General features: G+C 74.3%; 17 protein-coding genes. 15 read left to right on the forward strand and 2 right to left on the reverse strand.

What is annotated here, in order from left to right; all coding sequences use genetic code 11:
• Both AB0M03_RS36380 and AB0M03_RS36385 read left to right on the forward strand, forming a co-directional pair.
• Window positions 1-2694, forward strand: a 2694-nt coding sequence (locus tag AB0M03_RS36380; RefSeq protein WP_363499999.1) for a glycoside hydrolase family 48 protein, incomplete at its 5' end; no start/stop codon positions are given.
• Between the two features lie 208 nt (window positions 2695-2902).
• Entirely contained in the window at window positions 2903-4390 is a 1488-nt protein-coding gene (locus AB0M03_RS36385) for a S8 family serine peptidase (protein ID WP_363500001.1), read from the forward strand.
• A gap of 110 nt (window positions 4391-4500) precedes the next feature.
• Here the strand turns inward: AB0M03_RS36385 and AB0M03_RS36390 are convergent, their stop codons facing one another.
• Entirely contained in the window at window positions 4501-5394 is an 894-nt protein-coding gene (locus tag AB0M03_RS36390; protein ID WP_363500002.1) for a HipA family kinase, read from the reverse strand.
• Window positions 5395-5489: 95 nt separating this feature from the next.
• On the opposite strand from AB0M03_RS36390, the gene AB0M03_RS36395 reads away from it, so the two are divergent.
• From AB0M03_RS36395 to AB0M03_RS36435, 9 genes are all read left to right on the forward strand, one after another.
• Complete coding sequence (locus AB0M03_RS36395) at window positions 5490-5927, forward strand: SRPBCC family protein (protein ID WP_363500004.1); 438 nt, start codon at window positions 5490-5492, stop codon at window positions 5925-5927.
• Window positions 5928-6046: 119 nt separating this feature from the next.
• Window positions 6047-7222, forward strand: a complete 1176-nt coding sequence (locus tag AB0M03_RS36400; protein ID WP_363500029.1) for a glycosyltransferase — start codon at window positions 6047-6049, stop codon at window positions 7220-7222.
• Between the two features lie 283 nt (window positions 7223-7505).
• Window positions 7506-8993 carry a sugar transferase gene (locus AB0M03_RS36405; protein ID WP_363500006.1) on the forward strand — a complete coding sequence of 496 codons (1488 nt, stop codon included), beginning with the start codon at window positions 7506-7508 and terminating at the stop codon, window positions 8991-8993.
• Between the two features lie 269 nt (window positions 8994-9262).
• A complete protein-coding gene (locus AB0M03_RS36410; RefSeq protein ID WP_363500008.1) occupies window positions 9263-10480 on the forward strand; it encodes an O-antigen ligase family protein in 1218 nt (405 codons plus the stop codon).
• On the forward strand, window positions 10477-12192 hold the full coding sequence (locus tag AB0M03_RS36415; RefSeq protein WP_363500010.1) for a lipid II flippase MurJ: 1716 nt from the start codon (window positions 10477-10479) through the stop codon (window positions 12190-12192). Before AB0M03_RS36410 ends, AB0M03_RS36415 begins: the two co-directional genes overlap by 4 nt.
• Window positions 12182-12988 carry a polysaccharide deacetylase family protein gene (locus AB0M03_RS36420; RefSeq protein WP_363500012.1) on the forward strand — a complete coding sequence of 269 codons (807 nt, stop codon included), beginning with the start codon at window positions 12182-12184 and terminating at the stop codon, window positions 12986-12988. Before AB0M03_RS36415 ends, AB0M03_RS36420 begins: the two co-directional genes overlap by 11 nt.
• Window positions 12985-14127 carry a glycosyltransferase gene (locus AB0M03_RS36425; protein WP_363500013.1) on the forward strand — a complete coding sequence of 381 codons (1143 nt, stop codon included), beginning with the start codon at window positions 12985-12987 and terminating at the stop codon, window positions 14125-14127. The genes AB0M03_RS36420 and AB0M03_RS36425 overlap by 4 nt, the downstream gene beginning before the upstream one ends.
• Before the next feature lie 36 nt (window positions 14128-14163).
• The gene (locus AB0M03_RS36430) at window positions 14164-14799 is read left to right on the forward strand and encodes a lipopolysaccharide biosynthesis protein (RefSeq protein WP_363500015.1); all 636 of its coding nucleotides are present in this window, start codon (window positions 14164-14166) and stop codon (window positions 14797-14799) included.
• Window positions 14796-15941, forward strand: coding sequence for a GNAT family N-acetyltransferase (locus AB0M03_RS36435; protein WP_363500017.1), 1146 nt, complete (start codon window positions 14796-14798; stop codon window positions 15939-15941). The genes AB0M03_RS36430 and AB0M03_RS36435 overlap by 4 nt, the downstream gene beginning before the upstream one ends.
• On the opposite strand, the gene AB0M03_RS36440 is transcribed toward AB0M03_RS36435, so the two are convergent.
• Window positions 15915-17000: a glycosyl hydrolase gene (locus AB0M03_RS36440; RefSeq protein WP_363500019.1), complete on the reverse strand. Its 1086-nt coding sequence runs from the start codon at window positions 16998-17000 to the stop codon at window positions 15915-15917. The two genes, AB0M03_RS36435 and AB0M03_RS36440, sit on opposite strands and share 27 nt — an antisense overlap.
• A 349-nt stretch (window positions 17001-17349) precedes the next feature.
• Here AB0M03_RS36440 and AB0M03_RS36445 point away from each other — a divergent pair, with 349 nt between their 5' ends.
• The 4 genes from AB0M03_RS36445 to AB0M03_RS36460 all read left to right on the forward strand — a co-directional run bounded on the left by AB0M03_RS36445 (window position 17350) and on the right by AB0M03_RS36460 (window position 21719).
• Window positions 17350-18270 carry a hypothetical protein gene (locus AB0M03_RS36445; RefSeq protein ID WP_363500021.1) on the forward strand — a complete coding sequence of 307 codons (921 nt, stop codon included), beginning with the start codon at window positions 17350-17352 and terminating at the stop codon, window positions 18268-18270.
• A 227-nt stretch (window positions 18271-18497) separates the two neighbouring features.
• Window positions 18498-20096: a ribosomal protection-like ABC-F family protein gene (gene abc-f / locus AB0M03_RS36450; RefSeq protein ID WP_363500023.1), complete on the forward strand. Its 1599-nt coding sequence runs from the start codon at window positions 18498-18500 to the stop codon at window positions 20094-20096.
• 320 nt (window positions 20097-20416) lie between these two features.
• Complete coding sequence (locus AB0M03_RS36455) at window positions 20417-20650, forward strand: helix-turn-helix domain-containing protein (protein WP_363500025.1); 234 nt, start codon at window positions 20417-20419, stop codon at window positions 20648-20650.
• A gap of 262 nt (window positions 20651-20912) precedes the next feature.
• Complete coding sequence (locus tag AB0M03_RS36460) at window positions 20913-21719, forward strand: enoyl-CoA hydratase/isomerase family protein (protein WP_363500027.1); 807 nt, start codon at window positions 20913-20915, stop codon at window positions 21717-21719.
• Window positions 21720-21812 lie beyond the last annotated feature (93 nt).

Below are 21812 nucleotides of genomic sequence, written 5' to 3' on the forward strand. Positions count from 1 at the left end.
TACACCGGCAACCAGACGCTCTCCGGCACCGGCTGGAACGGCACCTGGTCGCAGTCCGGCAAGAACGTCACCGTCACCAACCCGGCCTGGGCCGCCACCATCGGCGCCGGCCAGTCGGTGACCGCCGGGGCCAACTTCTCGTACAGCGGCACCAATGCGGCGCCGACCGCCTTCGCGGTCAACGGCACCGCCTGCACCGGTGCGCACGCCGCCCCCGCCGTGGCGCTCACCAGCCCCTCCGCGGGTGCCAACTACGCGGCGGGCGCGGCGATCCCGCTGGCGGCCAGTGCCGCCGCGGCGGACGGCGCCTCGATCAGCAAGGTCGAGTTCTACGACAACACCACGCTGATCGGCACGGCCACCACCGCCCCGTACACCTTCGGCTGGACGGGTGCCTCCTCCGGCAACCACTCGGTGTACGCGAAGGCGTACGACAGCCTCGGTGCGACCAGTGAGTCGACCCCGGCCGGCATCACCGTCGCGGCCGGGCCGTCGATCACCGCGGTGCCGACCACGCTGTCGGTCACCCAGGGCAAGACGGGCACCTTCGCGCTGAAGCTGTCCTCGCAGCCGAGCGGCAACGTCACCGTCACCACCACCCGCACCTCCGGCAACACCGGGCTCTCCGTCAGCTCCGGGGCCACGCTCACCTTCACCCCGTCGAACTGGTCGACCGCGCAGACCGTCACCCTGGCCGCGGACGCCTCCTCGACCGGCTCGGCGAGCTTCACCTCCACCGCCACCGGCTACACCAGCTCGGTGGTCACGGTGACCGAACTGGCCGCCGGGACGGGCGTGTACGACGACCGCTTCCTGCAGCTCTACAACAAGATCAAGGCGCCGGCGAACGGCTACTTCTCGCCCGAGGGCATCCCCTACCACTCGGTGGAGACCCTCCTGGTCGAGGCGCCGGACCACGGCCACGAGACCACCTCCGAGGCCTACAGCTACCTGCTGTGGCTGGAGGCGCAGTACGGCCGGGTCACCAAGGACTGGTCGAAGTTCAACGCGGCGTGGACGCTCATGGAGACGTACATGATCCCCACGCACGCCGACCAGCCCACCAACAGCTTCTACAACGCGAGCAAGCCGGCCACCTACGCGCCCGAGCACCCGCTGCCCAGCGACTACCCGTCGCAGATGGACAGTTCGGTGACGCCGGGCAACGACCCGATCGCCGCGGAGCTGAAGTCCGCCTACGGCACCGACGACATCTACGGCATGCACTGGCTGCAGGACGTCGACAACGTGTACGGCTACGGCAACTCGCCGGGCAAGTGCGAGGCCGGCCCGACCGACACCGGCCCGTCCTACATCAACACCTACCAGCGCGGCCCGCAGGAGTCGGTGTGGGAGACGATCCCGCAGCCCACCTGCGACAAGTTCGCCTACGGCGGCAAGAACGGCTACCTGGACCTGTTCGTCAAGGACGCGTCCTACGCCAAGCAGTGGAAGTTCACCGACGCCCCGGACGCCGACGCCCGTGCCATCCAGGCCGCCTACTGGGCGGACGTCTGGGCCAAGGCCCAGGGCAACGGCTCGCAGGTCGCGGCCAGCGTGGCCAAGGCCGGCAAGATGGGCGACTACCTGCGCTACTCGTTCTTCGACAAGTACTTCAAGAAGATCGGTAACTGCGTCGGCCCGACCGTCTGCGCCGCCGGCTCCGGCAAGAGCAGCGAGCACTACCTGCTGTCCTGGTACTACGCCTGGGGCGGCGCGACCGACAGCAGCGCCGGCTGGGCCTGGCGCATCGGCGACAGCGCCGCGCACGGCGGCTACCAGAACCCGATGGCCGCCTACGCCCTGGTGAACAACACCGCCATGGCGCCCAAGTCGGCCACCGGCAAGACCGACTGGACGACCAGCCTGGGCCGCCAGGTGGAGTTCCTGCAGTGGCTGCAGTCCAGCGAGGGCGCCATCGCGGGCGGTGCCACCAACAGCTGGGACGGCGCCTACGGCACCCCGCCGGCCGGCACCCCGACCTTCTACGGGATGTACTACGACGAGGCGCCGGTCTACCACGACCCGCCGTCCAACCAGTGGTTCGGTTTCCAGGCCTGGGGCGTGGAGCGGCTCGCGGAGTACTACTACGCGAGCGGTGACACCAAGGCCAAGGCCGTGCTGGACAAGTGGGTCACCTGGGCGCTGGCGAACACCACGTTCAACAGCGACGGTACGTATCTGATCCCGTCCACGCTGGCCTGGACCGGCAAGCCGGACACCTGGAACGCGAGCGCGCCCGGCAGCAACACCGGCCTGCACGTGACCGTGGTCGACCGAACCAGCGACGTGGGCGTGGCGGGCTCCTACGCCAAGCTGCTGTCCTACTACGCCGCCAAGTCCGGCAACGCCGCGGCGAAGACGGCCGCGCAGAAGCTGCTCGACGGCATGTGGGCCAACAACCAGGACGCGCTGGGCATCTCCGTCCCGGAGACCCGCACCGACTACAGCCGGTTCAAGGACTCGCTGTCCGTGCCGTCCGGCTGGACGGGCACCATGCCCAACGGCGACGCGATCAACTCGGCGTCCACCTTCCTCTCGATCCGCTCCTTCTACAAGAACGACCCGGCCTTCGCCGAGGTCCAGGCCTACCTGGACGGCGGCGCCGCGCCGACCTTCACGTACCACCGGTTCTGGGCGCAGGCGGACATCGCGACCGCCCTCGCCACCTACGGAGAGCTCTTCAACTCCTGACGCACGGCCCGGGTTCGCCCCCGGGACCTGACGGAGAACCGGCAGACCAGGTGCCCGGCCCGACTGACAGCGGGCCGGGCACCCGCGTTGTGTGCATTTCGTGTAACCGACCCCTTGCGGATCACCACGTACGGCCAATAGCGTCCGACCACTCACGTGCCACCGCCAACAGCGGGGCACACGACGAGACTCGGGAGGGTCAACCCCTATGAGTGTTCCTCGGATACGCCGGACCAGGCTGGCGGCGCTGGGCATCACCCTCGCCACGGCGGGAGCCATCGCGCTGCCGTCCGGAACCGCCGCCGCGGCCGGCGCCGCGGACGCGCCCGGCCCCCTGCTCAGCTACGTGGTGAACACCAAGGCCAACCACGGCCAGGTGAAGAAGGCCGAGCGGGAGATCGCCGCACTCGGCGGCACCGTGGTCGTCTCCTACGAGCAGATCGGCGTGGTCGTCGCCCGGTCCACCGACAAGGACTTCGCGGCCAAGCTCCGCGCGTCCAAGACCGTCGACTCGGTCGGCGCCAGCCGCACCGCCGGCATCGTGCAGAACAACGACGTGGAGGTCGCCGAGCCGGCCGCCGCCGCGGCCGCCGCGCCCGCCGACGGCTCCGAGCCGCTGTGGGCCAACCAGTGGGACATGCGCCAGATCGGCGTCGACAAGGCGCACGAGACCACCCTCGGCAGCCGCCGCGTGGTCGTCGGCGTCCTCGACTCCGGCATCGACGCCACCCACGAGGACCTCGCCCCCAACGTCGACGCCTCGCTCTCCGCCTCCTGCATCAACGGCGGCAAGGCGGACACCGCGTGGCAGTCCTGGCAGCCCACCTCCAGCGACCACGGCACCCACGTGGCCGGCACCATCGCCGCCGCCAAGAACGGCAAGGGCATCGAGGGCATCGCCCCGAACGTCCGCCTGGCCGCGGTGAAGGTCGTCGACGACGGCGGCTTCATCTACCCCGAGTACGCGATCTGCGGCTTCATGTGGGCCGGTGAGCACCACTTCCAGGTGACCAACAACAGCTACTACATCGACCCGTGGCTGTTCAACTGCAAGACCGACCCCGACCAGGCCGCCATCGTCACCGCGGTCAAGCGGGCCGTCGCCTTCTCGCAGCGCAACGGCGTGCTCAGCGTCGCCGCGGCCGGCAACGAGAACATCGACCTGGCGCACAAGACCACCGACACCACCAGCCCCGACGACACCACCCCCGTCCCGCGGCCGATCGACGACAACTGCCTGTCGCTGCCGACCGAGCTGCCGGGCATCGTGGTGACCACCTCCGTCGGCAACAAGGGCGACAAGTCCTTCTACTCCAGCTACGGCCTCGGCAAGGCGACCGTCGCCGCCCCCGGCGGCGACTCCCGCTACCAGCTGCCGGACACCCCGGACAAGAACGGCCGCGTGCTGTCCACCGTCCGCGGCAACAAGTACGCCTACATGCAGGGCACGTCGATGGCGTCCCCGCACGCGGCGGGCGTGGCCGCGCTGCTCGCCTCCACCCACCCCTGGGCGGGCCCGAACGAGCTGCGCGCCATGCTGCAGAACCAGGCCGACGAGCACGCCTGCCCGGCGGCCTTCGACCCGAGCGGCGACGGCGCCTGGAAGGCGACCTGCGAGGGCAACAGCCACAACAACGGCTTCTACGGCGCGGGCATCGTCAACGCCGCCAAGGCCGCGCAGTGGTGGCGCCTGTGACGTCCGCCCGCTGAGCGACGGACGAACCCCCCTGCCCCGCCCGGGAATTCCCTCCCGGGCGGGGCAGGGTCGTTCCGGCGGACAAGGCGCGGGCCGGTATGACGGACGGCTCAGCCGACGTGTCGGCTCCAGTCCGACTCGACCTGGGCCAGACCGTGCCGGTTGGGCACCTGCTTGAGCCAGGCCGGCCGGCCCGCCAGCGTGGCGGCTGCCCGCCGCTCCTCGGCGGCGCGCAGCTCCTCGGGCGAGGCGAACTCGGTGGGCAGCCAGGCGGCGGAGCCCGCGGCACGCTCGGCCAGGTGCGCCACGTACGCCTCCCGGACACCGGCCGCCGAGTCGAAACCCGGCTCGTCGGCGAGCCAGGCGTCCGGCACCAGGCCCACCACCTCGCGCAGCAGCTCCCCGGTGACCTGCGGGGCCAGCTCGGCGTCGGCCGCCGCGACCGCCGGACGGAACGCGCCCAGCGCGTGCGCGTTCATCGGGTACGGCTTGAGCACCGAGGCGGCGGCGCCGGACCAGCGGTGGTGGAAGATCAGCCCGGCACCGTTGTCGATCAGCCACAGCCGGTCGTGCCAGACCATCAGGTTGGGGTTGTGCACGGTGCGGTCGACGTTGCCGGTCAGCGCGTCCAGCCAGACCACCCGGCCGGCCTCCTGCGGGTCGACGGCCAGTGCGCCCGGGGTGAAGTCGCGGGCGCCGGGGAGCAGGTCCATGCCGAGGTTGAGCCCGGCGCTGGCCCGCAGGAGGTCCTGGATCTCGGTGTCCGGCTCGTGCGCGGCCACGCCAGGGTCGAAGTCGACCAGCACCAGCGGCGGCACCCGCAGGCCGAGCCGGCGGGCCAGCTCGCCGACGATCACCTCGGCCACCAGGGCCTTCGGCCCCTGCGCCGCGCCGGTGAACTTCACCACGTAGGTGCCCAGGTCGTCCGTCTCGACCACGCCGGGCACCGAGCCGCCGGCGCGGAGCGGATCGAGGTAGCGGAGGGCGGTCACCTGATCGAGCACACCGGCAAGCCTAACCCGCGGGCCCGTGTGGTTGGCTTGGGCGCGTTCGGCCGACGCCCCGAGCGGCGGCGATGTCCAGTGAAGGAGAGCCCCCCATGGGCAAGGTCCAGGCCACCACCGAGCGGGTCTACCAGGCGTCCCCGCAGCGGGTGTACGAGGCGCTCGCGGACTACAACACCGTCCGGCCCCGGCTGCTGCCCGAGCAGTACAGCGAGTACGAGGTCCGCGCGGGCGGCACCGGCGCCGGCACCCAGGTGCACTGGCGGCTGCAGGCCACCGAGAAGCGGGTCCGCGACTGCCTGTTCGACGTCACCGAGCCGCGCCCGCAGACGCTGGTGGAGACCGACGCCAACTCCAGCATGGTGATCACCTGGACGGTCACCCCGGCCGGCGAGGGCGCCAGGGTCGCGGTCGACGCCTCCTGGCAGGGCGCGAGCGGCATCGGCGGCTTCTTCGAGCGCACCTTCGCCCCCAAGGGCCTCAACCGCATCCACGGCGCCCTGCTCGCCAAGCTCGCCACCGAGGTCGAGTGACCGTACGGCCCTCGCTCACCCGTACGGCCCAGCCCGCGCCGTACGGGTGGTGCCCCTCCCCGGGAAGGTGACATCCCGGCTGCCGGAGCCGACCCCGACCTAGGCTCGCGACCGTGTATCTGACGATCCTTCATGTCGCGCAGCCGGTCGACGGAGGCGTGGCCCGGGTGGTGGTGGACCTCGTCCGCGGGCAGCGGGCGGCGGGCCACCAGGTGCTGCTGGCCTGCCCGCCCGGCGGCCGGCTCGGCGCCGAGGCCGCCGCCGCGGGTGCGGAGCTGCTGGACTGGCCGGCCGGGCGCTCGCCCGGGGCGGCCACCGCCGGCGAGGTGCGGCGGCTGCGCCGGATCGTCCGGGCCGCCGAACCGGACGTGCTCCACCTGCACAGCGCCAAGGCCGGACTGGCCGGGCGGCTCGCCGTCCGCGGGTCGGTGCCGACCGTCTTCCAGCCGCACGCCTGGTCGTTCGCGGCCGTCCGGGGCCCGATGGCGGAGGCGACGAGGCGGTGGGAGCGCCACGCGGCCCGCTGGGCCGCCGCCCTGCTGTGCGTGAGCGAGCAGGAGCGGGCCGACGGCGAGGCGGCCGGCGTGGCCGGGGCCTGGCGGGTGGTGCCCAACGGCGTCGACCTCGACCACCACGCCCCTGCGGACGCCGCCGCCCGCAGTGCCGCCCGCGCCGGGCTGGGCCTTGCCGCCGCAGGGCTCGATCCGCAGGCCCCGCTCGCGGTCTGCGTGGGCCGGCTGTGCCGGCAGAAGGGCCAGGACGTCCTGCTCGACGCCTGGCCGCAGGTCGCCGCGGCGCTTCCCGGGGCCGGGCTGGCACTGGTCGGGGGCGGGCCGGACGCGCCGGCGCTGGCCGAGCGGGTCCGCGCACTGCCCGGACCGTGCCGGGTGCTGCTGGCCGGCGACGTCCCTGACCCGCGGCCCTGGCTGGCCGCCGCCGACCTGGTGGTGCTGCCCTCGCGCTGGGAGGGGATGGCGCTGGCCCCGCTGGAGGCGATGGCGGCCGCCCGGCCGGTGCTGCTCACCGACGTGCCCGGCGCCCGCGAGTGCCTGCCGCCCCCGCCCGACGCCGCCGAGCCGGTGCAGCCGGAGGACCCGGATGCACTGGCCGCGCACCTGGTCCGGCAGTTGGCCGATCCGCACGCCTGTGCGCGCCGCGGCGAGTCGGCCCGGGCGCACGTCGAACGGCGGCACGACGTGCGCGACACGGTGGCGCAGGTCGACGCGGTGTACCGCGCCGTCCTCCCCGTACGGGCGCCGCACGGTCCCGATTCCCGTGTCTCCCCCGGATTCTGATCGTTTATCCGATCGTGGGAGCCCTCGCGGGCGCTGCCGAGTCCGCAGCCGCCGCCGGGTCGGGGGGTGCCGCGTAACGAGTCGTCCGACAGTCCGACGAATGCGCAGGTGGAATGACACGGCACGTCAACTCGCCGCAGTGACAACGGCGATCGCTACCGTCTGATTTTGCCCGTTTCGTACCTGTTCGGAGGGTCGGGTTCGCCGTGCCCCGCGCCGGGCCGGTACGAGCCGGTCGGCCGCCCCCGCGAGGCGGGTACACCACAGGGGAGTTCGCGCACCGATGACCATTGACCACGAGAGCGTGCCGCGGCCGGGCGGACCACTGTCGGCCCGGCGGCAGCTCAGCACCGAACTGCTCGACCGGCCCGCAGCCGGCCTTCGGGCGCGCCCGGCGCCGCAGGTCGGCCGCCACCGCCGGCCGTTCCGCTCTCGGGTCGCCCTCCCGGCCGGACTGCTCGGCTCGGACGCCCTCGCCCTCGCCGCCGCCGTCGTCCTCACCGCCCCCGGCCGCCCGCCGCTCACCGCCGTCGCCCTGCTCGCCGTCCTCGTCCCGCTCAACGCCTCCGGCGGCCTCTACCGCAGCCGGCTCACCGTCTCCGCCCTGGATGACCTGCCCGCCCTCGCCGCCCGCGCCGCCGTCTCCGTCGCCTTCGCCGTCACCCTCGCCGCCTGCCTCGGCCGCTCCCTCGCCGGCCCCGCCCCGCTGCTCGGGCTCGCCGCCCTGCTCGCCGCCTTCACCCTGCTGGCCTGCCTCGCCCGCGCCGCCGTCTACGCCCTGCTCCGCCGCGCCCGCCGCCGCCGCCCCAGCCCCACCCTGGTGCTCGGCGCCGGCCAGCTCGGCCAGCGCGTCGCCGCCGTCCTGCTGGAACACCGCGAGTACGGGCTGCGCCCGGTCGGCCACCTCGACAGCCGGCCGTTACTGCTCGGCCCCGACGCCCCGCCGCGCCTCCTCGGCGGCCTCGACGCCCTGGAGAGCCAGATCCGCCGCAAGCGCATCCACCACGTGATCGCCACCGAGGGCACCGCCGACGACGCCGCCACCGCCGCGGCCCTGCGCAGGGCCGCACGGCTCGGCTGCCGGGTCTGGGTGGTGCCCCAGCTGCGCGAGTACGCCGCGCTCGGCCGGCGCGACACCGACCAGCTCTGGGGCTTCCCCTGCGTCCCGCTGGAGCTCCCGGCGCTGCGCCGCCGCTCCTGGGCCCTCAAGCGGTCCCTCGACGTGGCCGCGGCCGGCCTCGGCCTCGTACTGCTGTCACCGGTGCTCGCCGCCTGCGCACTCGCCGTCCGCTTCGACACCGGCCCCGGCGTGCTCTTCCGCCAGCAGCGCACCGGCCTCGACGGCCAGGTCTTCACCCTGCTCAAGTTCCGCACCCTGCGGCCCAGCAACGAACACGAGTCGGCCACCCGCTGGAACATCTCCCAGGACCACCGGATGGGCGCCGTCGGCCGTCTGCTGCGCCGCACCTCGATGGACGAACTGCCCCAGCTGTGGAACGTGGTCCGCGGCGACATGAGCCTGGTCGGACCGCGCCCCGAGCGCCCCTACTTCGTCATGCGGTTCGGCCAGGCCTACCCCGAGTACCAGGACCGCCACCGCGTCCCGGTCGGCCTCACCGGCCTCGCCCAGGTCAACGGCCTGCGCGGCGACACCTCCATCGAGGACCGGGCCCGCTTCGACAACCGCTACATCGAGAGCTGGAGCCTCTGGCAGGACGCCAAGATCCTCCTGCGGACCGCGGCCCTGATGCTCCACCCGGACGGGAGCTGACATGGCTGGTTACTCGCCCGCTCGCCTCCGGGCCCTCCTGATCCGGCGCCGACGGTCGTCGCTCCGTCGCTGCGCTCCCTCCCTCCTCCCTCTCAGCACCGGCGGGCCCTTCGGCTCGGGGCGGGATGTCCTGCTCCACCCGGATGGGAGCTGACATGGCCCTCAGTTGCTCACCCGCGCTCCGGGTTGTCCGCAGGGCGCCTCTCCTGCGGCGCGTTCCCGGGCTGCCGCGGCCGGCCGCTGCGGCGGCTGCCGCAACGGTGCTGCTGGTGTGCGTCCCGACCGGGGAGAAGGACGTCGCCGCCTCCTTCCACGTCACGCCGGCCGACCTCGCCTCGCTGCTGCTGGTCGGCATGGTCGGGCTCGACCTGCTGCGCGGCCGGGCACGGCTGGACCGCACGGTCTGCCTGCTGTTCGGGGCGGTGGTCTGTGCGGCGGCCGCCGCCACCCTGGCGTCCATCGACCCGGCGGCGAGCACCACCGGGTTCGTCCGGCTGGTGCAGATCTTCGTGCTGGTGCCGGCCGCGGTCGCCTGCGCCGTCCGCACCCGCGGCGAACAGCGGCTGCTGCTGGGCGCGTTCGTCGCCGCCGCCCTGATCGAGGGCATGGTCGGCGGTCACCAGTTCCTCACCCGGACGGGCGCCTCGTACGCCGGACAGCCCGTGCGCGCCGTCGGCACCTTCGGCGCCCTGGACATCATGGCGATGTCCACCGTGGCCAGCTTCGGCCTGCTGGCCGCCCTCGCGCTCGCCCTGGCCGAACGCGGCCCCGGCGGCCGACCCGCGCACCGCCGGGCCTGGGCCGCGGCCGCCATGCTGCTGCTGTTCCCGCTCGCGGTCTCCTTCAGCCGCGGCAGCTGGATCGCCTGCGCCGCCGCGGCCGCCGTCCTGCTGCTGCGCGCCGACGCGCGACTCGCCCTGCGCGGCGCGGTGGTGACCGCTGCCGCCGCCGTGGTGCTGGTCGGCGGTTTCGGCCTCGGCGCCTCGGGCGTCGCCGAGCGGCTCGGCAGCATCGGCTCCGTCCAGGCCGCGCCCGACCGGTCGGTCAGCGACCGCTACGACCTGTGGGCCACCGCCGAACGCATCTGGCAGGACCACCCGGCCACCGGCGCCGGCCCCAAGGCCTTCCAGCAACTCCGCGACAGCCACGCCCCGCTGAGGCTCTCCTCGGGCAGCGACGCGGCCGACGCCACGATCGGCTTCCAGCGCGAGCCGCTGCTCTCCCCGCACAACATGTACTTCCTGGTCCTCAGCGAGCAGGGCCTGATCGGCATCGTCGCGTACGCCGCGCTCTTCCTCGCCCTGCTGATCGGCTGCCTGCGCCGCGCCAGCGGCAGCGGGCTCGCCGCACTCGCCCTGCTCGCCTGGACGCTGGTCGACTTCCTCTACGCGGACATCGGCGGCACCACCACCGTGCTCACCTCCGTGGTGCTCGGCCTCGCCGCCCGAACGGCCTTCCCGCCCCCACCGGACGCGGAGGCCGTATGAGCGGCGACCGGCCGACCGCCTCCGCACCGCCCGCCGGGGCCGCCGTCCCCGGGCCGCGGCACGCCGCCAGGCGCCGCCACGGCGGCTTCGTCGCCCGCGCCTTCGGCGTCACCGCGGTGCTGAGCGCGGCCGGTTCGGGCCTCGGGCTGCTCCGCGACCTGCTGCTGGCCCACTACTTCGGCGCCAACCAGGGCACCGACGCCTTCCTCGTCGCCTGGACGGTGCCGGAGACCGCGGCACCCCTGCTGATCGAGGACGCGATGGCCTTCCTGATGGTCCCGGCCTTCAGCCTGGCCCTGGTGCTGCGCGAGGAACACCCCCACGGGCCCGACCCGGTACGGCAGTTGGTCCGGGCCACGCTGCCCTGGCTGCTGCTCGCGCTCTGCACCCTCACCCTGGCCGCCGCGCTCGGCGCCGGCCCGCTCGTCGGCCTGCTCGCCCCCGGCCTCGCCGACCCCGCGCTCGCCGTCACCTGCACCAGGATCACCGCGCTGACCGTCCTGCCGTTCGGCGTGGTCGGCTACCTCTGCTCGATGCTGCGCGCCCACCACACCTTCACCGCCCCGGCCTGCATCTACGTGGTGTACAACCTGGGCATCCTGGCGGTGCTGCTCGCCGGGCACACCCTGCTCGGGGTGAAGTCCGCCGCGCTCGGCGTCACCTGCGGCAGCCTGCTGATGGCGGGCCTGCTGCTGGCCGCCGCCCGCCGCCTGCGCAGCCGAACCGCCCGCCGCCGCCCGGGCCGGGTGCGCGGGGCGGCCGCCGGCGGCCTGGTGCTCATCCCGCTGGCGATGCTGCCGGTGGCCGCGTTCACGCTCACCCGGCAGGCCCAGGTGTTCATCGAGCGCTACCTGGGATCCGGCCTGCCGCCGGGCACCATCTCGCACCTCAACTACGCCGCGAAGGTCTCCCAGCTCGCCATGACGGCGGGCATCCTGATCGTCACGGTGACCTTCCCGCTGGTCGCCAGGGCGCTCGCCGCCGGCGACCTCGACGCCGCCCGCGACCGGGTGGAGAAGGACCTCGGCCAGGCCGCCGCCGTCGTCCTGCTCGGCACCGCCTTCCTGATGGCCTGCGCGCCCTCCGTCGTCGCCCTGCTCTTCCAGCGCGGGGCCTTCGGCCCGCACGACACCGCCGCCACCGCCGAGGTCATCCGGGTGTACAGCTTCGGGCTGCCCGCGCAGGCGCTGATCGGCGTGATGGTCCGCCCGTACTTCTCCGTCCGGCCGGTGGTGCGCCGCGCGGACGACCCCGCGCCGGCCGGCAGCGGCCTCCGGCCACTGGACTGGTACCCGGTCGCGGCGATGGCCGCCGGGCTGCTGGTCACCGCGGGCGTCGGGCTGGCCGCCACCCCGCGGTTCGGCGCGCTCGGGCTGACCGCCGGCAACGCGGCCGGCATCACCGCGGCCGCCGTCCTGCTGCTGCGCGGGCTCCTGCTGCGCGGCATCGCGCTGCGCCTCGGGCTCGTCCTCGGCGGGCAGGCCCGGCTGCTGGCCGCGGCGGTCGGCGCCGCGGCCGCGGGCGCCCTGGCGGCCTCCCGGCTGTCCGCGCCGCTGCCCGCCACCCTGGTCGGCGGCGTGACCGTCGCCCTCGTCTTCGCCGGGCTCGGCACGGCCCTCGGCGCCCCCGAGGTCCGCGGCCCGGTCCGCGCGCTCCTCCGGGCCGCGGGCCCGGTCACCTCGGCTGCTGAGAGGAAGCCCCATGGACGTTGAACCGGCCCGCCGCCCCACCGTGCCCGTCCAGGCCGACGCCGCCAGAACGGCCCCGTGGATCCTGATGTACCACTCGATCGCGTACGAGGACCACGACCCCTACCTGCTCACCGTCAGCCCCGAGCGGTTCGCCGCGCAGATGGCCTGGCTGGCCCGCAGCGGCCGGCGCGGGGTCAGCGTCCGCGAGCTGCTGCGGGCCCGGGCCGCGGGCACCGGGGCCCGGCTGGTCGGTCTCACCTTCGACGACGGCTACGCCGACTTCGCCCGGTACGCCGTCCCGGTGCTGCGCGGCTTCGGCTTCACCGCCAGCGTGTACGTGGTGCCCGACCTGCTCGGCGGCCAGAACGGCTGGGACCCGGAAGGCCCCCGCAAGCCGCTGCTCACCGTCGACCAGGTCGTCGAACTCGCCGCCGCCGGATGGGAGATCGGCTCGCACGGGCTCTCCCACCGGGCCCTGCCCGGGCTGCCCGCCCACGAGCTCGCCGACCAGGCCCGCGGCAGCCGGCGCGCGCTGGAGCAGCTGGTCGGCGGCCCGGTCACCGGCTTCTGCTACCCGTACGGCGCGGTCGACCGCCCGGCCACCGAGGCGATCAGGGACGCCGGGTACCAGTACGCCTGCGCGATCGGGCACAGCGACCTCACCGGCCGGTTCGCCCTGCCGCGCTGCTACGTTGGCGACCGCGACGGCGCGCTGCGCCTGCTCGCCAAGCAGGGCCGGCACCACTGGCGGGACGCCCGGACCGGCCTGCGCGGCCGCAGCCCGGTGCCCGCCGCCCGGGAGGAGACCGTCCGGTGAAGGTCCTGCACGTGGTCACCGGCCTCGCCGCCGGCGGGGCCGAGCGCCAACTCCACCTGCTGCTGCGGCACCTGCCGGACCGCCATCACTGCGAGGTGGCCGCGCTCACCAACCCCGGCACCGTCGCCGAGGCGCTGCGCGCCGACGGCTTCGTGGTGCACGACCTCGCGATGCGCGGCAACCGCGACCTCGCGGTGCTGCCCAGGCTCACCCGGCTGATCCGGGCCCGCCGCTACCAGGCGGTGCACACCCACCTGTACCGGGCCGGGCTGTACGGCCGGATCGCCGCCCGGCTGGCCGGCGTCCCCGCGGTGCTGGCCACCGAGCACTCGCTGCACCCCGGGGTGATCGAGGGCCGGGCGGCGGGCCGCGGCGTACGGGCGCTCTACCTGGCCGCCGAGCGGCTCGGACGCACCACGCTCGCCGTCTCCGGGCAGGTGGCGACGACCCTGCACGACTGGGGCGTGTCGCCGCACCGCGTCCACCTGCTGCCGAACGGCATCGAGGCGGCCCGCTACGCCGTGCCGTCCGGCACCCGGGAGACGGTGCGGGCCGCCCTGGGCCTGCCGCCGGAGGCCTTCGTGGTGGGCGCGGTCGGCCGGCTGGTGCCCGGCAAGCGGTTCGACGTCCTGGTCGGGGCGCTGGCCGCGCTCGCCGCCCGCCCCGGCGGCCGCCCGGTGCGGCTGCTGCTGGTGGGGGAGGGGCCGGAGCGGCCCGCGCTGGAAGCGCTGGCCGCGCGGGCCGGCGTGGCGGACGCCCTGCTGCCGACCGGTGAGCGCGACGACGTCCCCGAACTGCTCGCCGCCATGGACGTGCTGGCCGCCCCCTCGGCCGAGGAAACCTTCGGCCTGACCGTGCTGGAGGGCCTGGCGGCCGGCCTGCCCGTGCTGTGCACGGCCTGCCCCGCCCTGGACGGCTTGGGCCCGGAGGCCGCGCCCGGCGCCGTCCGGCTGCCCGGCACCGCCGAGGCGTACACCGCGGCGCTCGCAGGACTGCGGGACGCCCCACGGCGGCGGCTCCCGCAGCCGCCCGCCGTCGCCCACTACGACATCGCGCGGATCGCCGCCGAACTCGCCGACCTCTACGACCGGTTCGACCCCGCCCCCGTCGCGCACCGGCCCGCCGCCCTGCGGGTCTGACCGCGCCCCCGTACCGTCCGAGCCAAGGAGTCACCGATGTCCGATCCGCGCCGATCCCTCGGGGCCGCCGTCCGCCGCTGGTGGCCGGTGGTCCTCGCCGTCCCGCTGGGTGCGGGCGCCGGCGCCGGGTACGCCGCCGTCGCGCCCGCCGCCTACACCGCCAACTCCTACGTGGTGGTGGTCGCCCAGAACCCGGGGGAGGGCGCCACCGCGGTCAACTTCGCCCAGGCGTACGGCCGGCTCGCCGGGCAGCCGCAGGTGCTGGCCGCGGCCGCCGCCAGGACCGGCCGGACGGTCTCCGCCCTGGAGGAAACGGTCCGCGGCACCACCTCGCCGGACGCCCCGATGATCGAGATCACCGGCACCGGGCCGCTGCCCGGGGACGCCGTGCAGGCCGCGGACGCGGTGGCGACCTCGCTGATCGCCTTCGCCAACACCAGCAGCCAGGACACCGGCGTCAAGCTAGTCCCGCTGGCACGCGCGGCCTCCCCGGACGGGCCCTCCTCGCCCTCCGCCGCCCTGGACACCGCGGTCGGTGCCGCGGCCGGCGTCCTGGTCGGCGCCCTCGCGATGGCCGCCCGCCGCCGTCCCGCCGCGGCGGCCGGGGGCCCGGCCGCCGCCGTGTTCCCCGGTCAGCCGCTGGAACGGCAATCCGCCGGGGCCGTCCGATGACCACCGACACCTCCGCCCGGGCGGTCGCGGCCGCGCTCTGGACGGCCGAGGTGGACCGCGGCGACGACGCGCTCGACCGGATCGCCGAGGAGTGGGACGGCCTCACCGCCCGCTGCCGCACCGCCACGCCCTTCCAGGACTGCGGCTGGCTGCGCTCCTGGTGGCGCCGGTACGGCCGGCCGGGCGGGCTGGTCCTCGTGCTGGTGCGCCGGGACGGCCGGCTGGTCGGTGCGGCCGCCCTGTGCCGGCGCGGCCGGTCCGGCGGGCTGACCAACCTCGGCGGCGGGCTGGTGGACTTCACCGACGTGCTGCTGGACGACGACTGCGCCGAGCGGGCCGCCGCCGAGCTCGCCGCCGCCCTGCCGCTGCGGCGCCCCTGGCACCGCCTGGAGCTGCGCGAGGTGCACCCCGAGGCGGCCGTCCGGCGGGTGCTGGCCCACCACCGCGGAACCACCCGCCGCTACCGGGACTCGCTCTGCCAGTCCCTCCCCGCCCTGCCGGTCGAGGAGCTGATCAAGCGGCTGTCGGGGAGGTCCGCGCAGCGCACCCGGGTGAAGCTGCGGAAGATCGCCGCCTCCGGGGTGGAGATGGACGCGGCACCGCCGGAGGAGGTCCCGCAGGCGGTCGGGGACCTGCTGCGGCTGCACTTCCTGCAGTGGCAGGACCGCGGGGTGACGCCCGAGCACCGCACCGAGCGGTTCACCGCCCACCTGACCGAGTCGACCACCGGCATGGTGGCCCGCGGCCGCGCCGCGGTGCACCGCTTCCGGCTGGACGGCGAGGTGGTGGTGGTCAGTCTGGTGGTGCTCTGCCCGTCCTTCGGCGGCCTCTACCTGTACGGCGCGCATCCGATGATGCGTGAGCGCCTGGACATCGCCAGCCTGGTGTTCGCCGCCGCGCTGGACGAGGTCCGGGCCCGCGGCGTTCCGGTGCTGAGCCTGCTGCGCGGCCAGGAGCCGTACAAACAGCGCTGGTGCCCGGACGGGCGGCGCAGCGAGCGGCTGGTGGTCGGCCCGCCCGGTTTCGCCCCGGCCGCGGCCCTGCTGGGGCTGAAGGTGCTGGTGCGGCAGGCGGCGGTGGGGGTGCTGACCACCAGGCTGCCGCGACTGAAGGCGCTACTGGTGGCGCGCCGCCGCAGCTGAGGGCGGGCCGCCGGGCGCGCCCTCGGAGCCGGACATCAGCTCGTGGTAGACGGCGGCCGAGCGCGGGTTGCGGTCGCAGCCCCGGAAGCCGTGCGGGCAGTAGTCGGTGACGGTCTGGTAGGCGGTGTCGTGGGTGCGCATCCACTCGACCATGCGCCGCACGTACTCGGGGTTGTCGCCGTTGCGGAACAACCCCCACTCCGGGTAGGAGACCGGCTTGCCGCGCCTGGCGGCGAACTCCACCTGGTCCTGCAGCCCGTACGGCTCGTTCACCATCTCGTCGAAGCCCGCCCCGGCCGGCATGTCGTAGGCGTCCATCCCGATGATGTCGACCACGTCGTCGCCGGGGTAGCAGCGCGTCCAGGGCACGGCGTCGAGTCCGCGGGTGGGAGTGAAGTCGAAGCGGAAGTGCTGGCCGGGCACCGAGCGCATTACGGTGACGATCCGCCGCCAGTAGGCCTTCCAGGCGGCCGGGTCGGGCCGGCAGCGGGAGGTGTAGGTGGTGCCGTTCATCTCCCAGCCGAGCGTGACGACGGTGTCGCCGCCGCCGAACGCGACCAGCTTGCGGGCGAGTTCGAGGAAGTGCCGGTCGAACTCGCCCTTGTTGCCGCGGGCCAGCAGGGCGGCGACCTGGCCGTCGCCGAGGTTGCCCTCGTTGGGCACCAGCATCGGCACGCCGAGCACCAGGGTGCGGTCGGGGCGGGCCAGCCGCCACTGCGACCACAGGCCGAGCACCTGGTTCTCGCCCTCGATGTCGGCCCAGCCGTTGCCGGCCAGGTAGGTGTGGCCGACCTGCAGTTCGGCGCCGCGCAGCCAGGTGGAGAGCTCGGCGATCTGCGGGATGTAGTTGTCCCAGGAACCGACGAAGGCGCCGAACGGGACCTCGTGCGGGGGCCGCAGCACGGCCGGCTTCGGCGCGGTGCCGCGCTGCCCGCCCAGGGTGTCCGCGGAGAAGGGGTCGTGCCGTGCGGTCTGGCTGAGCGGCGTACCGGAGGGCACGCTCGCCGTCGTCACCAGCAGCAGCGCGGCGGCGGCCAGCGCGAGACGGCCGAATCGCATGGGGGCACTCCGGGCGCGGTGCGGGGGCGGGTGACCCGACAGTAGCCCACGGAGCGTCAGAAATATCCCATATCACCCGAAAGTGTAGTTCGCGCGGGCGAGCGTGCCGCACGCCGGAGGCATACCGGCGGATGCCCCTCCGGATCGGTACGGACGGTGATCGTTCCGCCGCATCCTGTACCACCTGTGTAACAGTCCCTCCTGCCGCCGGGCGTCCGAGCGGGTCGCGGCGGGCGGCCGAAGCCGCAGGTCGCCCCGCCCGACCGGCCGGGTCCGTGCCGGACCGCACGTCCGGGGGGTCCCCCGAATTCCGGCTGACGTACTGGCGTGCGGCGGGTACGCTCCGCCCGTGTCCTGGAAGCCGCTGCGAAGCCTGACCCGCCGATCCGTGCTCCCGGTGCTCGCCGCACTCCTGGTGCTCGGGGCGGGCGCCGCTGCGCACGCCAACCGTCCGGTGCCGTTCGGCGACCGGCTGGCCGAGCCCGGCATCGCGGACGCCAGCCCGGTGGGCGCGCAGGCCCTGGACACCGGTGTGCTGGAGCTGCGGGTCGGCCCCGGCCTGGAGGCCTACGACCGGACGAGCGGCGACCACCTGTGGTCCTACCGCCGCGAGGACGCCACCGCCCTGCACCTGGCGATGGCCGGCGAGAGCGCCGTGGTGGTCTGGGACGACGGGCTGGTCACCTCCGTCCGTCCGAGCGACCACCAGGTGCGCTGGCACCGGGCCGTGCCCGGTCTGGCCGACTGGCTGCGCGCCGAGGGCGAGCCGGGCACCGCCGACCGCACCGACGCCGAGAAGCAGGCCACCGCGGTGCGACGGGCCGCCGCCGCGCTCCAGCCCGCCCTGGAGGACGAGCCGTGGGTGGCCGTGGTCACCCCGTCGCTGACCATGGGCTTCCGCGACCGCGACGGCGACCTGCGGTTCAACTCCCGCCCGGCACAGGGCTGCAGCTACGACCCGCTGCGCACGGTGCACACCGACAACGCGGTGCTGGTGCCGCGCACCTGCCTCACCGGGGCCGGCACCGGCAAGCTGCTGCCCGGCGGCATCAACGGCTTCCGGCTGGCCGGCCGCGGCTGGCAGATCAACGCCGGGCCCGACGTGGTGCTCAAGCGCCTGGACAAGCACCGGGTGACCATCGAGGACGGCCCGGTGCTCGGCACCAAGGTCTTCGACACCCGGCGCGGTGCGCCGGAGACGGGGTGCACCAGTCCCGGGCTGCCGTTCGCGGCGGTCGCTCCGCAGGAGGGCTGTCCGACGGCGGGCTGAGCGGCGGCGGTCTGAGACCGCCCCCCATGTGCCGGCCGGTCCAAGCGGACGTGCCGCGGCACACACCGGGCACTGTCCGGGCGCCCGGTAGACTGGGCCGTATGGCTGTGTTCCCCGGGCATTAGGCGCCGGACGGCGAGCTTTCGAAGGCCCGCCGCCGCCCCGCCCTTCCGCCTGCATTCCGCCCGGCCGCCGGGCCCCGCCCCCGCCCCTGGAGAGACCCAGCCATGATTTCCGCGAACGCCCTCGAGCTGCGCGCCGGCGCCCGCGTCCTCATCGAGTCCGCCACCTTCCGCATCGCCCCCGGCGACCGGATCGGCCTGGTCGGCCGCAACGGCGCCGGCAAGACCACGATGACCAAGGTGCTGGCCGGTGAGGGCATCCCGGCCGGCGGCACGGTGACCCGGACGGGCGAGGTCGGCTACCTCCCGCAGGACCCGCGCACCGGTGACCTGGACGTCCTCGCCAAGGACCGCATCCTCTCCGCCCGCGGCCTCGACACCGTGCTGCGCAAGATGCGCGAGAACGAGGACCGGATGGCGAACGGCCAGGGAGCCACCCGCGAGCGGGCCATGAAGAAGTACGCCAACCTGGAGACCGAGTTCCTCACCAAGGGCGGCTACGCCGCCGAGGCGGAGGCGGCCACCATCGCGGCGGCGCTGGGCCTGCCGGACCGCATCCTCAACCAGCCGCTGCACACCCTCTCCGGCGGTCAGCGGCGCCGCGTCGAGCTGGCCCGGATCCTCTTCTCGGACGCCGACATCCTGCTGCTGGACGAGCCGACCAACCACCTCGACGCCGACTCGATCGCCTGGCTGCGGGACTTCCTGAAGACCTACAAGGGCGGCTTCATCGTCATCTCGCACGACGTCGACCTGGTCGAGACGGTCGTCAACAAGGTCTTCTACCTGGACGCCAACCGCGCCGCCATCGACGTCTACAACATGGGCTGGAAGCAGTACCAGCAGCAGCGCGAGGACGACGAGAAGCGCCGCAAGCGCGAGCGCGCCAACGCCGAGAAGAAGGCCGCCACGCTGAACGCGCAGGCCGACAAGATGCGCGCCAAGGCGACCAAGACGGTGGCCGCGCAGAACATGGCCCGCCGCGCCGAGAAGCTGCTGTCCGGCCTGGAGCAGGCGCGGGTCTCCGACAAGGTCGCCAAGCTGCGCTTCCCGGACCCGGCGCCCTGCGGCAAGACCCCGATGACCGCCTCCGGCCTGTCGAAGTCGTACGGCTCGCTGGAGATCTTCACCGACGTCGACCTGGCCATCGACCGCGGCTCCAAGGTGGTCGTGCTGGGCCTCAACGGCGCCGGCAAGACCACCCTGCTGCGGATGCTGGCGGGCGTGGAGAAGCCGGACACCGGCGAGGTGATCCCCGGTCACGGCCTGAAGATCGGCTACTACGCCCAGGAGCACGAGACCCTGGACCCGGACCGCACGGTCCTGGAGAACATGCGCTCCTCCGCGCCGGACACCGACCTGGTGCAGATCCGCAAGATCCTGGGCTCCTTCCTGTTCTCCGGCGACGACGTCGACAAGCCGGCCGGCGTGCTCTCCGGCGGCGAGAAGACCCGACTGGCCCTGGCCACCCTGGTGGTCTCCAGCGCCAACGTGCTGCTGCTCGACGAGCCGACCAACAACCTGGACCCGGCCAGCCGCGAGGAGATCCTCGGCGCGCTGCGCTCCTTCACCGGCGCGGTCGTCCTGGTCACCCACGACGAGGGCGCGGTCGACGCGCTCCAGCCGGAGCGGATCATCCTGCTGCCGGACGGCGTCGAGGACCTGTGGAGCCCCGCGTACGCGGATCTCGTCTCGCTGGCCTGAGTTCCGAGTAGACGCCGGATCAGCTCTCCGTCGTAGAAATCCCGGTCCCCGCGAGGGCCCGGGAATGCCGGCACCGCGCATTCCGTTGGCCACGGCCCCGCCGCATTTCCGCGGCGGGGCCGTCCGTGCTGATCAGCCCGTTCACCCTGTTCCGGGGTCCGTTCCGGGGGCGCGTGCACCCAGGGTGAGCGCCCTTGTGCACTGCGGGCACCACCGGCAGACTGCGCTTTCCCGGTATCGACCTTGTCGAATGGGTGGCCAGGAGCCTGGCTATGGGTGATCATGGGAATCTGACCGAGCACAGCTACGAGGAGGCACGGGTGGCCGAGACTCTGAAAAAGGGCAGCCGGGTGACAGGTGCCGCGCGTGAGAAGCTCGCGGCCGATCTCAAGAAGAAGTACGACTCCGGGGCGAGCATTCGCGCGCTTGCGGAGGAGACGGGCCGCTCCTACGGCTTCGTGCACCGCATGCTCAGCGAGTCCGGAGTGATCCTCCGGGGTCGCGGCGGTGCGACGCGGGGCAAGAGCAAGGCGACTGTTGCGGCGAGTTCCTGACGGTTCATCAGACAGATCGGCTTCGCGTCGGGCGTTCCGGCCCGGCGGCGGAGGAGTGGCCGTCCCGGCGGTGGAGCAGCCCGCGCCGGATCGGCCCCCGTGCGGTCGGCCGCGGCGCGCACGGTGCATCCGACACACGCGGACGGTACGGCGGCCGGGTCTTCCGGGCCGCCGTTCGTCGTTTCCGGCGCGGCCCTGTTCGGCCGTCCCCGCTTTTGTTACTCTCCAGTAGCTCTACTGTCCCCCGCTGGAGGTAACCCCCATGACCGCTCCCGCCGTCGGTACCGACCCCCAGGACTGGGCGCAGGTCGGCGTCCGCCTCGACGTCGAGGGCGAGCTGGCGCTGGTCACGCTCTGCAACCCGGCGCGCCGCAACGCGCAGAGCCCGGCCATGTGGCGGGCGCTCGCCGCCGTCGGCGGCACCCTGCCCGGCACCGTCCGCGTCGTGGTGCTCCGTGCCGAGGGCGTCTCCTTCTCGGCCGGCCTGGACCGTCAGATGTTCACCCCGGAGGGCATCCCCGGCGAGCACTCCTTCCTCAAGCTCGCCGCCGGCTCGGACGAGGAGACCGGTGCCGCCATCGCCGAGTACCAGGAGGCGTTCACCTGGTGGCGCCGCCCGGACGTGATCACCATCGCCGCCGTCCAGGGCCACGCCGTCGGCGCCGGCTTCCAGCTGGCGCTCGGCTGCGACCTGCGCGTGGTCGCCGAGGACGTGCAGTTCTCCATGAAGGAGACCTCGCTCGGCCTCGTCCCCGACCTCGCCGGCACCAAGCCGCTCACCGACCTGGTCGGCTACGGCCGGGCGCTGGAGATCTGTGCCACCGGCCGCTGGGTCGGCGCCGAGGAGTCCGTCGCCATCGGCCTGGCCAACCTGGCCGTCCCCGCGGAGGAGCTGGAGGGCGCCGCCCGCGACCTGGCCGCAGCGCTGCTCGCCGCGCCGCGCAACGCGGTCATCGAGACCAAGGCCCTGCTGCAGGGTGCCGGCGGACGTTCTTACGACGAGCAGCGCGCCGCCGAGCGCGCCGCCCAGCACCGCCGGATGCGCGACCTCGCCGGCATCGGCGACTGACCTGCACCCCGAGTGCGGGGACGGCCCTGCGCGCGAGGGTGAACCACCAGGGGCGCGGGGAACCGCGCGCGGCGGAAGACGGCTGAACTCGGC

It is taken from the genome of Kitasatospora sp. NPDC051914 (assembly GCF_040680995.1).
In the GTDB taxonomy this organism is placed as follows: Bacteria; Actinomycetota; Actinomycetes; order Streptomycetales; family Streptomycetaceae; genus Kitasatospora.